This is a genomic window from Hyphomonas sp. UBA3601 (assembly GCF_002375605.1).
Classification (GTDB): Bacteria; Pseudomonadota; Alphaproteobacteria; order Caulobacterales; family Hyphomonadaceae; genus Hyphomonas.
Map to the genome: position 1 here is coordinate 76,976 of NZ_DFME01000127.1, position 12,639 is coordinate 89,614.

Annotated in this window: 11 protein-coding genes; 2 read left to right on the forward strand and 9 right to left on the reverse strand. The window is 59.3% G+C overall.

Going from position 1 to position 12,639, the window contains the following annotated elements:
- Positions 1-1,465: hypothetical protein (locus tag B4F73_RS14175; RefSeq protein ID WP_290483583.1), on the reverse strand; the 1,465-nt coding region annotated here is incomplete at its 3' end.
- 77 nt (positions 1,466-1,542) lie between these two features.
- Positions 1,543-1,686, reverse strand: coding sequence for a hypothetical protein (locus B4F73_RS14180; protein WP_156947764.1), 144 nt, complete (start codon positions 1,684-1,686; stop codon positions 1,543-1,545).
- Between the two features lie 187 nt (positions 1,687-1,873).
- On the opposite strand from B4F73_RS14180, the gene B4F73_RS14185 reads away from it, so the two are divergent.
- Complete coding sequence (locus B4F73_RS14185) at positions 1,874-2,254, forward strand: Hpt domain-containing protein (protein WP_206991339.1); 381 nt, start codon at positions 1,874-1,876, stop codon at positions 2,252-2,254.
- Here B4F73_RS14185 and B4F73_RS14190 read toward each other — a convergent pair.
- The gene (locus tag B4F73_RS14190) at positions 2,215-2,559 is read right to left on the reverse strand and encodes a chorismate mutase (RefSeq protein WP_051607406.1); all 345 of its coding nucleotides are present in this window, start codon (positions 2,557-2,559) and stop codon (positions 2,215-2,217) included. The two genes, B4F73_RS14185 and B4F73_RS14190, sit on opposite strands and share 40 nt — an antisense overlap.
- 151 nt (positions 2,560-2,710) lie before the next feature.
- Positions 2,711-3,898, reverse strand: coding sequence for a mechanosensitive ion channel (locus B4F73_RS14195; protein WP_034810502.1), 1,188 nt, complete (start codon positions 3,896-3,898; stop codon positions 2,711-2,713).
- Positions 3,899-4,417: 519 nt separating this feature from the next.
- On the opposite strand from B4F73_RS14195, the gene B4F73_RS14200 reads away from it, so the two are divergent.
- On the forward strand, positions 4,418-5,119 hold the full coding sequence (locus B4F73_RS14200; protein WP_290483584.1) for a class I SAM-dependent methyltransferase: 702 nt from the start codon (positions 4,418-4,420) through the stop codon (positions 5,117-5,119).
- Here B4F73_RS14200 and odhB read toward each other — a convergent pair.
- The 5 genes from odhB to B4F73_RS14225 all read right to left on the reverse strand — a co-directional run.
- Positions 5,116-6,636: a 2-oxoglutarate dehydrogenase complex dihydrolipoyllysine-residue succinyltransferase gene (gene odhB, locus B4F73_RS14205; protein WP_290479962.1), complete on the reverse strand. Its 1,521-nt coding sequence runs from the start codon at positions 6,634-6,636 to the stop codon at positions 5,116-5,118. The two genes, B4F73_RS14200 and odhB, sit on opposite strands and share 4 nt — an antisense overlap.
- Before the next feature lie 29 nt (positions 6,637-6,665).
- Entirely contained in the window at positions 6,666-9,674 is a 3,009-nt protein-coding gene (locus B4F73_RS14210) for a 2-oxoglutarate dehydrogenase E1 component (protein ID WP_290479963.1), read from the reverse strand.
- Between the two features lie 164 nt (positions 9,675-9,838).
- The gene (sucD, locus tag B4F73_RS14215; RefSeq protein ID WP_034810499.1) at positions 9,839-10,741 is read right to left on the reverse strand and encodes a succinate--CoA ligase subunit alpha; all 903 of its coding nucleotides are present in this window, start codon (positions 10,739-10,741) and stop codon (positions 9,839-9,841) included.
- 6 nt (positions 10,742-10,747) lie between these two features.
- Complete coding sequence (gene sucC, locus B4F73_RS14220; RefSeq protein ID WP_206991343.1) at positions 10,748-11,944, reverse strand: ADP-forming succinate--CoA ligase subunit beta; 1,197 nt, start codon at positions 11,942-11,944, stop codon at positions 10,748-10,750.
- 122 nt (positions 11,945-12,066) lie between these two features.
- Positions 12,067-12,639 (reverse strand): MFS transporter (locus tag B4F73_RS14225; RefSeq protein ID WP_290483585.1); only part of this gene is annotated, 573 nt, incomplete at its 5' end.

Here is a 12,639-nt window from a genome sequence, read left to right on the forward strand (position 1 = left end):
TGTCCGGCTTGTCCGTCAGCGCAGCGCTGGCCAAGGCGTCGGCCGCCGCATCGAACAGTTCGTCATCCATGCTGGCACGTGGCGCAGGCTTGGGTTTTGGCGCGACGGGGGTCTCAGGCATTTCTGGCGTGTGGCCGTTGCGGTCCTCAAGATGGAAACCATTCGTATGCCCATTGCCATTGCGGACAGGCATTGGCTCGAACGCTTCGTCATCATGTAGACCGTCATCGTCGTGGAGCTCGTCGGACTGGTGTGCGGAAGCGGGAATGATGCTGGGTTTCGGCTCCGGCTCAGGCGCGCGCTCAGGCACGACCGGTTTCGCAAGATCATCCCTTGCCAACGCCAGAGACGCAGCTTCACGTGTCTTGCGGTCCATTCGGACCGTGTCGGCCTTGGCGGCATACTCCGCCGAGCGGATAGCTGCGGCAGCTTCCTCGCCGGCTTCGCGCAGCCGGGCCAATGCGCGCGCCGCGTTTTCGGCGGCCTCGCGCGTAGAAGTATTGATTTCGTTGTTCGCCCGGCGAGCACCATCCAGGGCTGAAGATACGGCGTCTTTCAAGGCGTCGCCGGTTGTCATTGCGGCAGCTGCAGCGATCTCCCCTGCCCGCACAGCGGCGTCTACCGTGCGGCGGGACTGGTCGAGCTTTTCCTCGACGCGTGTGACCGCAAAGGTAAGCGTTTCGGTGCGCGTGGCAGCATCACCTGCGAGCGCATCCAGCTCGATCAGCTTCTCAGACAATGTGCGACCCGCCACCTGCATGGCTTCCAGACGGCGCGCCAGCGCTTCATCGGCGCGGGAAACCTCTTCGCTGGCTTCCCGCGTGGCACTCACCATCATCTGGGCCTGTCGCGGGATGGCTTCGTTCAGAGATTGCATATGCGTGCGCAGGTCTCGGGCGAGTCCTTCCAGAGCCTGTCTTTCCTGGCCAAGCCGTTCGGTCAGGTCGCGGGCATTGTCCGCGCTGGCATAAGCCACCGATTCCAACCGCAGGCGCTCGTCTCCGATCTCTCCCGCCATGGCCTTCATCGCTGACAGCGCATGCGCCATGGCGGGATCCACTTCAGCTGCGGCCTGTTTCATCTGTTCGGCAAAAGTGATGCCCTCGGTGCCAGCTTCACGCGCCGGAGCCATCAGGCGAACGGCGGCTTCCATCACCAGCGCATTCGAGGCAGAAGAGCGACGATTGGTGCGCCCCATATAGCCCGCCATGATCATCAGCAGCGCCGGGACGACCAATGCCATGGCTCCGCCGACCAAGACCAATGGTTGTAATTCCTTCAGGCCATCAACACCCCAAAGGCCCACTGCCATCGCAGCCGCGCCGAATATCCAGAAAATTGCAACGACAAAACCGGTCACAACCATCCAGCTGCCACCACTGCGGGCGAGCTCGAAGTTTTCAGACGCCTCTTGCCTGACAAGCAGATCGCGGCCAGACGGGCGAGCGGCAGACGGCTCGGTCATAGCCGGAGTATACCGCGACAATTCGACCGGCGCGAGACCAGAATGTGTGCATTTCTAGGTTTGGAAGGCCGAATGCGTTAACGGGCCAGCAGGGCCGTAACCACAGAGTCCTGACGGGCTGCTTCGGAATTGTCATCCTGCTCCGGCGCAAATTCCAGTCCCAGCCACGCCAAAGCAGCTGCCAAAACCAGATTACGAACCAACACGACGAAATCCAACATCGTAATTCCCCAGAGCCAAATACGAATTGTGCCACGTCAAAACTCGGCACAGATGAATAATAATTCAAGTTTGCCTTTTCGACAATCGATAAATTCAGCCCGATCAAAGATTCTCTGAAAAGCTAAAATCATTAACGATTGGGCAGCAGCCTCGTGTCACGGTCAAATTCTGTGGGAGACGCCTGACATGACCGAGACCTTTGCCTTACTCGATCGCGAGCACCTCAAAGCAATGACCGGAGGCGACAATGATCTCGCCGTGGAAGTCATCGAAATCTTCCGGCATCAGGCCGAAATCTGGTCACGTATGCTGGATCCGCACGCCGAGGCGAGCCAATGGGCCGACGCCGCCCACACGCTCAAGGGCGCCAGCCTTGGTATTGGTGCCATCCTGTTGGCGTCGAAATGTGAAAAAGCCGAAAAAGCCGGCCGGTCAGAGACCCCGCCCAGCGTCACGGCCGCTGCAGTCATGATCAGCGATATCAAGGATGCGCTGGGGGACACGCTCGAAGAGGTCGCCCAGGTGCTTTACGAGTTTACGTCGTCGCCGCCACGCCGCGCGTCATAGCTGCCGAACTCATACGCAATGCAACGGTCAATCAAGGTCCGCCAGACCGGCTCGGCAATGGCCGGCGACAAGCCCGCGCCTTCGCAAGCAGCCTTAACCTTTGTCACGACATCTTCGATCCGCGCGCTGTCATGCACTTTCGACCGGTCCGGCTTGATACGCGCCGCAGCATCCATGAAGGATTGGCGCTCTGCCAGGATTTCGACGAGCAGACGATCAATCCGGTCGATCTCATAACGAACATCGGACATGGTTTCAGCCGTCTCGGATGAGTGACGTCGCTGATCGGAAGTGTAGGTGGTCATGCGGAATATGCCCTGTTGCCGAGAGGTTTGCGCATATATGACCCCAATCGCCACCGCAACAAAGCAGCTGCGACGAAGCGCCTCCAGACCACATGGACATGAAAAAGGGCCGCCCTTTCGCGCGGCCCCTGTTTTATGGGTTGAGCGCTGTCTAGCGTGTGCTGCGCCAGGATTCGAGGATCCGGGCGGCCCATTCGCGGCCACCCCAGCCAAAGGCGATGGCAAAGGCTGCGGCACCGCCGATGACAATCCATTTGGCCACTTCCAGAATGAACACGCCACCCGTAGGGTCGAGGCCCATGCGGGAGATGCCGAGGATCACGGCAAGCACGATGATGATCCATTTCATAACGCGTGCAGTGACATCCGTTGCCCCTGCCCCAGTGGAATCCATGGCCGAGCTCACAAGCTTGGCAATGAATACGCCTGCGAAGATGATCAGCGCGCCAAAGATGATCTGGACGCCCATATCGAGTACAACATTCATCGCATAGGTCAGCGACTCAATTCCCAGCGCGTTCAGCGCAGCCACCAGACCAAGCAGCACGATCAGGAACATCGCAACCCGGGCAATTACCGTGCTGGCAGTCAGCCCGCCATCTGCGCCCTTGAGCAGGCCAAGTTCGGAAACAGCCGAATCCACGCCTGTACCTGGCAGCGTCTTCAGCACCAGATTGGCAACAAATCGGCCGATCAGCACGAAGATTGCGAGGATCACGCCAGCGGCCAGTACATTCGGGATAATGCCGATAATGTCGGTCAGCAGCTCATTTGCCGGGGCGGAGATCGCCTCGATGGCCAGCACATCAAACGCCATGATAGCGCCGATGATCACCAGAACGGCGAATGCCACGGATGCCACAATGCCGGAGATGTTTACGCGTCCGGTCGCCAAGCCGAAGCGTTCCGGCATGCCGTCACCGAATACAAGTACGGCTTTCAGCGTCTCACGCACGACATTGGCAATAATGATGAAAATGCCGAAGATCAGTGCCGCACCGATGACATTTGGCAGATAGGACAGGATCGGATCGATCACGCCATGTAGCGCGCTCGAAATCTGCGTTGCGCCTGCGATCGCGAGCGCTTGCATCAAACCTATCAGGATCGTGACCCAGAATGCCGCTTGCGCAAGGCTGGTGCCAAGCGATTTGCTGTCACTGGTGGCCGTTGATGCGTTGGCTTTCTTGGCCAGACCTGTCCGGTCGATGGCTGCCGCAATCAGCCAGCGCACGATGAAAGCGCCGATGATGAAGGCAATCATGACCAAGGCGGCCTTGATCAGCTGTGGACCATAGGCCTGCGCCTGATCGACCGTATTTCGCCAGAATTCGTCCATTGAAGTTAGTCCCCTTTAGTTGTGTTGCGCCAGTTGAGGCTCAATCAGATACGCATTGGGGGAGCCCCTGGTTGCGCGTGCCAACAAATTTCGCTTGGAAAATGCCAGCCCAGCACATGCCCACCGCCTCCGTTTGTGTGCGCTCACCCACACTAGGGATTGAAGTCGATTTCGACTACGGAGCGCACCAAAGCGTACCGCTTTTGCTACCTCGGATCAAATGAACGTGAAATAACAAGGCATTGGGGAACCATTCAATCAGCCCCCCTTATGTACATAACCTGTGTTGTGACGCGTAATAAATACAACACATCGCGGAGGGTGGGGAGACGCCCCCTGGCAGGCCGCGATAAGGGGACGACGCGAATGGGCAGGTGCAGAAACGCACCTGCCCTTTTTCGTGAACCCGCACGTCAATTTCGCAAAAAACCCCGCAAAGGCATTCTCGACTGTTTTTCCGGTTGCGGTCACATGGGTCAAACGTTAATGTTATAAAATAACATGTATGGAGAGCTTCCCATGTCGCAAGACAAGTTCGCTTTGTCTGAAGCCTTCGGCCCGGATCATGCCGCAGCATATGACAATCAGTTTGAAGAATTGCAGGCCATCAAGGGGCTGCTGCATCTGATACTGGAAACCGGTTTGGGAAAACTGCCGGACAATGCACGCATTCTTGTCGCCGGGGCCGGGACCGGCGCTGAAGTCCGCTACCTCGCCACACGATTTCCCAAATGGCAGTTTGCGCTCATTGATCCTTCCAGCGCCATGTTGGATGTCGCTCGCCGACATGCGGAGGCTGAAGGCTTCGCGGCGCGCTGCACGTTTCACAATGCTTATGTCTCGGAGGTCGAAGCATTCGACTTTGAGGGCGCAACCAGTCTGCTCGTCTCGCACTTCCTGACCCAGGCAGACTCGCGGACCGCTTACTTCCGTTCCATCGCGGATCGCTTGCGCCCCGGTGCACCGCTCTTCAATGCCGACTTGTGCGCCAACATGAACGCGCCCGACTTCCCGATGGTGATGGAGCTTTGGCTGAACCTCTTGTCCCGTACGGGCATGACCCCGGAGGGTCGGGCTCACTACCAGCAGATGTTCGGCTCACAGTTTGCCTGCCACGGACCGGCAAAGGTTGAACACATGATGGAGAGTGCTGGATTTGCCCTGCCCGCACAGTGCATGCAGGCAGGACTTATCCGAGGCTGGCTGACCGCGAAGGCCTAGACTTCGAGCAGCATCCGCTCTGGGTCTTCCAGAGCTTCCTTGACGCGGACGAGGAAGGTCACGGCCTCCTTGCCATCCACGATCCGGTGGTCATAGGACAGCGCCAGATACATCATGGGGCGAATCTTGACTTCGCCATTGATGGCCACAGGGCGCTGTTCGATCCGGTGCATGCCAAGCACGCCGGACTGTGGGGGGTTCAGGATCGGGGTCGACATCAGCGAGCCATAGATCCCGCCATTGGAGATGGTGAACGTACCGCCCTGCATGTCGCCAATCGTCAGCGAGCCATCGCGGGCGCGTTTGCCAAGGTCTGCGATAGACTTCTCAATGCCAGCCAGAGACAGGTCATCGGAGTCGCGCACAACTGGCACAACAAGGCCCTTGTCGGTGCCGACCGCGACGCCGATGTCATAATAGTTCTTGTAGATAATGTCCGTGCCATCGATCTCGGCGTTCACCGCAGGCACTTCCTTCAGTGCGTTGACGCACGCTTTCACGAAGAAGCTCATGAAGCCCAGCTTGATGCCGTGTTTGGCAACGAAAGCTTCCTGATGCTTTTTGCGGAGGTCCATGATCGCGCCCATGTCGACATCATTGAATGTCGTCAGCATGGCCGCATTGTCCTGAGCCTCTTTCAGGCGGCGAGCGATTGTCTGGCGCAGGCGCGTCATGCGGACGCGCTCTTCCCGCGGACCAATGTCGCGCGGTGCCTTCGCTTCTGCCGGAGCCGCAGCAGCCTTCGGCGTGCTGTTCACATAATTCATCGCGTCAGCCTTTGTCGCGCGGCCATCACGGCCTGAGCCTGGAATATCAGCGGGGTTCACGCCGGCTTCTGATGAAATGCGGCGAACGGATGGAGAGACAGGGCGCTCGCCCGTTGCGGCAGGAGCCGATGTGGTGGCTGCAGGTTTCGACGCCGCCGGCGCAGCGGCCGCGGCCGACCCGCCCGCGCTGATGCGCGCAATAACAGATCCCGGCGTAACCGAGTCCCCCTCACCAACCAGCAGTTCGGCGACAATGCCGTCAGCGGGTGAAGGTACTTCCAGTGCAACCTTGTCGGTTTCGATCTCGGCGATTGTCTCGTCTTTCTTGACCGCATCGCCTGGTGCCTTGAGGAATGTAGACAGCGTGCCTTCGGCGACGCTTTCGCCCATGGTCGGCACTTCGACATCCATCAGTTCGCCCTTGTCGGCCTTGCCCGGAACGCCGCCCGGATCCTTCGGACCGCCATGTGCCGGCAGTGCCGCCGCAGCCGTTTCGGACTTCGCCGATGCGCCGGACCCACCACCAAGCTTGCCCAACAGCGCGCCGATTTCGACCGTGTCGCCTTCATTGGCGAGAATCTCGGACAAGACGCCGTCTTCGGTGGCGGAAACCTCGACAGACACTTTGTCTGTTTCGAGTTCGACAAGCACTTCATCTTTCTTCACAGCGTCGCCTTTGGCTTTCAGCCATTGGCCAACTGTGGCTTCGGTGATGCTCTCGCCGAGAGTAGGCACTGTGATATCGGTCATGAAATCAGTCCGTTTGTAATAAATCAGAATCAGGTGGCGACGATGTTGTCAGCTACAGGGTCTTTGCCAAGGGCTGTTGAGATCAGGGAATCCTGCTCAGCTTTGTGCTTGGACAGCAAACCTGTTGCCGTAGCAGCAGATGGCGGACGACCCGCATAGGACGGACGCGGAGAGGATGATCCAGCCTGGTTCGCACACCATTCCAGCTCGTCCCGAATGAATGTCCAGCCACCCATGTTGCGTGGCTCTTCCTGACACCAGACAATCTCGGCCTGCGGGAAGCGCTTCAACTCATGGATCAGCGACTTGCGTGGCACCGGATAGAATTGCTCGACGCGCAGCAGATAGACATCGTCCACACCGCTTTCCTCGCGCGCCTCGAACAGATCATAATAGACTTTGCCCGAACACAGGACGACGCGGCGCACCTTGTTGTCCTTGACGAGTTTCACCTTGCCTTCACGGCCCGGCGTCTCGGCATCATCCCACAAGATGCGGTGGAAGGACGACTTCGTGCTCAGATCGTCCAGACTGGACGTTGCCAGCTTGTGACGCAGAAGGGATTTCGGCGTCATGATGATTAGCGGCTTGCGGAAGTCGCGATGGATCTGGCGGCGCAGGGCGTGAAAATAGTTCGCCGGCGTCGTCAGATTGCAGACTTGCCAATTGTCTTCCGCGCACATTTGCAGGAAGCGCTCGAGCCGGGCCGAGGAATGCTCCGGACCCTGACCTTCATAGCCATGCGGCAGGAGCAGGACCAGGCCCGACATGCGGAGCCATTTGCGCTCAGCCGACGAAATGAACTGGTCGAAGAAGACCTGCGCACCGTTCGAGAAGTCCCCGAACTGGGCTTCCCACATGGTCAGCGTGTTCGGGTCGGCCAGCGAATATCCGTACTCGTATCCGACAACAGCTTCTTCCGACAGAAGCGAGTCGATCACTTCGTAATGGGCCTGCTTGTCGCTGATATTGTTCAGCGGCGTGTAGCGATCACCATTGGTCTGGTCGATGATGTGGCTGTGGCGCTGGGAGAACGTCCCGCGACCGCAATCCTGACCGGACAAACGGACCGGGAAGCCCTCATCCAGCAAGGTCGCGAAAGCCAGATGCTCCGCCGTCGCCCAATCGAGCCCCTTCCCTTTCGAGATGGCCGTCGCCCGTGCGTCAATGACGCGCGCAAGCGTGCGGTGAATGTCAACTCCCTCTGGCACTGTGGTGATGGTCTGACCAAGCGCCTGCAGGCGTTTCTTGGCCACGCCGGTCTTGCCACGGCGCTCGTCATCATCGGGCAGGCCGAGACCTTTCCACTCGCCGTCCAGCCAGTCTGCCTTCTTGGCTTCGAATGTCTTGCCGGCTTCGAATTCGCGGTCGAGATAGGCTTCGAAATCGACGACTTGCTGTTCGACCTGCTCAGCCGTCAGAATGCCTTCCTTGACGAGGCGTTCCGCATAGATCTCACGGGTCGAGGCATGACCTTTGATCTTGGTGTACATCACCGGTTGGGTGAACATGGGCTCGTCGCCCTCATTGTGCCCAAAGCGACGATAGCAGAACATGTCGATGACAACGTCCTTGCCGAATTTCTGGCGGTACTCGGTCGCGATCTTGGCCGCATAGGTGACCGCTTCCGGATCATCCCCATTGACGTGGAAGATCGGTGCCTGAACCATCAGAGCGACATCCGACGGGTACGGAGAAGACCGCGAATAGATAGGGCTTGTCGTAAAGCCGATCTGGTTGTTCACGATGAAGTGGATCGTCCCGCCTGTGCGATAGCCCGACAGGCCCGACAATGCGAAACATTCCGACACGACGCCCTGCCCCGCAAAGGCGGCGTCGCCGTGCAGCAGCAATGGCAGCACAGTCGAGCGGTCCAGCGTCCCGCTCTCACGATGCAGCATTTCCTGCTTGGAGCGCGACTTGCCCAGCACAACCGGATCCACCGCTTCCAGGTGGGACGGGTTGGCGTTCATCGAGAGGTGAACTTCATTGCCGTCGAACTCGCGGTCAGACGACGCGCCGAGATGGTATTTCACATCGCCCGAGCCAAACTCGCCCGCGCCTTGCGTGTTACCGCCCTGGAATTCGTGGAAGATCTGCTCGTAGGGCTTGCCCATCACAGCGGCCAACATGTTGAGGCGACCACGGTGCGGCATACCGACAACGATCTCGCGCACGCCAAGCGCGCCGCCGCGCTTGATGATCTGTTCCAGCGCCGGCACCGCCGCTTCACCGCCATCAAGGCCAAAGCGCTTCGTGCCTGGATACCGTTTGTGCAGGAAGCGTTCGAAGGTTTCCGCTTCGATCAGCTTGGCGAGAATCGCCTTCTTGCCCTGATCCGTGAACGCAACGCCCTTGTCCGGGCCTTCGATCCGCTCCTGAAGCCAGGCCTTCTCTTCCGGATCGGAAATATGCATGAACTCGATGCCGATGGTCGAACAATAGGTCCGCTGCAGGATATCGAGCATCTCGCTGACCGTCGCATGGTCCAGACCAAGATAGCCATCGATGAAGATCTTGCGGCCCATGTCTTCTGCACCGAAGCCATAGCTGGCCGGGTCCAGTTCAGGCTGTTTTTCGGGCGTGTCGAGCGAAAGCGGGTCCAGCTGGGCGGCCAGGTGGCCGCGCATGCGGTAGGCCCGGATCATCATGATCGCGCGGATCGAATCCTTGACGTTCTGCGCGATTTCCTCGGCAGAGGCGCCCGGCTTGGCAGATTTCAGCTTTTTCTCGAGCTTTGGCTCGACCAGCGCCCAGTTGCCATCAAAGGCGGCAACCTGTTCGTCGGTAAGCGGACGGGGCCAGTCGCCCCGTTTCCAGCTGGCGCCCCCGGCATTGCGCGCGGCGTCGCCCGAATCATCGCCCAATTCTGCAAAGAATTCGCGCCAGCTCTCGGGAACTGACGCGGGATTCTTCGCATATGCGGCCTGCATCTGCTCCAGCCACTGGGCCGAGCCGCCATACAGGAACGCTGTTTCCAGCATGGCGCTGTTACCTGCGCCGCGCGAGCCGTCTACCGGGCTGCCATCATCTGCCATTTTCAATCCGTCCTTTGGGACCTGTTCCCTGACATTAAGAAACAAAATACTTGCCCGGTTCCTACCGGGACTGAAGTTCTCCAGGACGGCCTGAGCGGGGACAGATGCTGGCCTCGCCAGACTGGCCCGGACGGGCCGTCCTGGCTTAGATGTATATCCGGGCGCTAACCCTTCAATACGTCAACCATGGTTGTCCCGAGACGTGCAGGTGACGGGGAAACGCGAATACCCGCCTCTTCCATCGCCGCAATCTTGCTCTCGGCATCGCCTTGGCCACCTGAAACGATAGCACCGGCATGGCCCATCGTGCGCCCCTTCGGCGCAGTCCGACCCGCAATAAAGCCGACCATCGGTTTTTTCCGGCCTTTTTTGGCTTCGTCGATCAGGAATTGCGCAGCTTCCTCTTCGGCACTGCCGCCAATTTCACCGATCATGATGATCGATTGGGTCTCATCATCGGACAGGAACATGTCCAGCACGTCGATGAACTCGGTGCCTTTGACCGGGTCACCGCCGATACCGACTGCAGATGTCTGGCCGAGGCCCGCCTGAGAGGTCTGGTACACGGCTTCATAGGTCAGCGTACCGGAGCGCGACACAACGCCAACAGTGCCCTTCTGGAAGATCTTGCCGGGCATGATGCCGATTTTGCACTGTTCCGGCGTCAACAGGCCGGGGCAGTTCGGACCGATCAGGCGTGACTTGGATTTTTCCAGTTTCGCCTTCACACGCACCATGTCGAGCACAGGAACGCCCTCGGTGATGCAGACGATCAGCGGGATTTCCGCATCGATGGCTTCTTCGATGGCGGCGGCGGCGCCGACTGGCGGCACGTAGATCACGGACGCATTGGCGCCGGTTGCCTTGGCGGCTTCACCGGCATTGGCGAAGATCGGCAGTTCGGTGCCGTTGTCAGCGGTCCATTTCTGGCCAGCCTTCTTCGGGTGCGTACCGGCAACCATTTGCGTGCCGTAATACTCCAGCGCCTGATTGGTGTGGAAAGAGCCCGTATTGCCGGTCAGGCCCTGGACGATGACTTTGGTATTCTTGTCGATGAGAATGGACATGTTTCCTTAGGCCTCTTTAACAGCGGCAACAATTTTCTGGGCGGCGTCGTCGAGGTCATCGGCGGGGATGACGTTCAGGCCGGAATTCTTGATGATTTCCTTGCCCATTTCGACGTTCGTACCTTCGAGGCGCACAACCAGCGGCACAGCGAGGTTGGTCTCCTTCACCGCGGCGATCACGCCTTCGGCGATGACGTCACATTTCATGATGCCGCCGAAGATGTTCACGAGGATGCCCTTCACGTTCGGGTCCTTCATGATGATCTTGAAGGCCGCAGCGACCTTCTCGGCGTTTGCACCGCCGCCAACGTCACAGAAGTTGGCTGGCTCTTCGCCATAGAGCTTGATGATGTCCATCGTCGCCATGGCGAGGCCCGCGCCGTTGACCATGCAACCGATCGTGCCGTCGAGGGCGATATAGGCGAGGTCCCATTCGGAGGCCTCGATCTCTTTTTCGTCTTCCTCGGTCGTGTCCCGCAGCTCGACAATGTCAGGGTGGCGGAACAGGGCGTTGCCGTCAAAGCTGACCTTGGCGTCGAGCACGCGCAGACGGCCATTTTCCATGACGATCAGCGGGTTGATCTCGAGCATCGCCATGTCCTTCTCGATGAAGGCCTTGTAGAGGATCGGGAAGAGTTTCATGCCATCTTCGCGGGCCGCACCGTCCAGCTTCAGCGCGTCGCAGAGCTGCGCCGCATCGGCTTCGGTCACACCAGCCGTCGGGTCGATTGGCAGGGTGAGGATTTTCTCAGGCGTCTCGTGCGCAACTTCCTCGATGTCCATGCCGCCTTCAGTAGAGGCAACAAAGGCCGGGCGGCCTGTGGCGCGGTCGACCAGAAGGGAGAGATAGAGTTCGCGGTCAATGTCGGCGCCGTCTTCAATGTAGAGGCGGTTGACCTGTTTGCCAGCATCGCTGGTCTGCGCGGTGACGAGGTGATTGCCCAGCATCGCCTTGGCGTGCTCCAGAACGTCTTCCTTGGAGAAGGCGAGGCGAACACCGCCCTTTTCGCCAGCTGCGGCTTCGATGAACTTGCCCTTGCCGCGTCCACCGGCATGAATTTGGGACTTCACGACCCAGAGCGGCCCCGGCAGCGTATCGACCGCCTTTTGCACATCATCGAGAGAAAGAACGGGTACGCCTTCTGCCACTGGAGCGCCGAAAGATTTCAGCACGGCCTTGGCCTGGTATTCGTGTATGTTCATGGAAACTTGCCTTGTCTGCCCTGGCTTGCGGAAAGAGCCGGCACAGGCCGGCCCGTTTGATTGTCCGCGCTATATAACAGTCTTGGCAGGCCCGTAAACCAGCTGAGTACTCAAGTCTGGACTCAGGTTTCGGCTTCCCGGTCCGGATTGCGCGGATCGAGTTCCACGCTGGCCAGAGGCGTTGGCAGGATCGGGCTCCAATCCTCTTGCTGGTGCTCTTCCGGAGCTGCCCTTGCGGAAACCCGCCAGACCATGATCAACGCCAACAGGATGAGCAACAAGCCAGACAGACCGAACAGGCCTGTCGCACCTGCACCGCGCATGGCGATACCCGACAATAGTGGCCCCACAATTGATCCACCGGCCCAAATGAAAAGCAGACCGGACATGACCTGCGGAATCTTTCCCTTGGGGGTTCGGTCAATGGCGTGGGCCACGCATAATCCAAAAAACGTCAACGCACCGGCGCCCCACACGACCAGCACCATCATCACGCCAACCTCTCCGAGGCTGCGTCCGAATATCGCGATCACCATCGCAGCCATGCCCGAAATGGCGCACAATACCGCGATCACCAATCGGCGCTCGATTCGGTCGGACAACCGCCCTGCAGGCCATTGAATGATGAAGCCGCCCAGCCACGCAGCCGCCAGGGCGGTTGCGGCAGCCGCCGTCCCTCCCCCGCCCATGGAGAA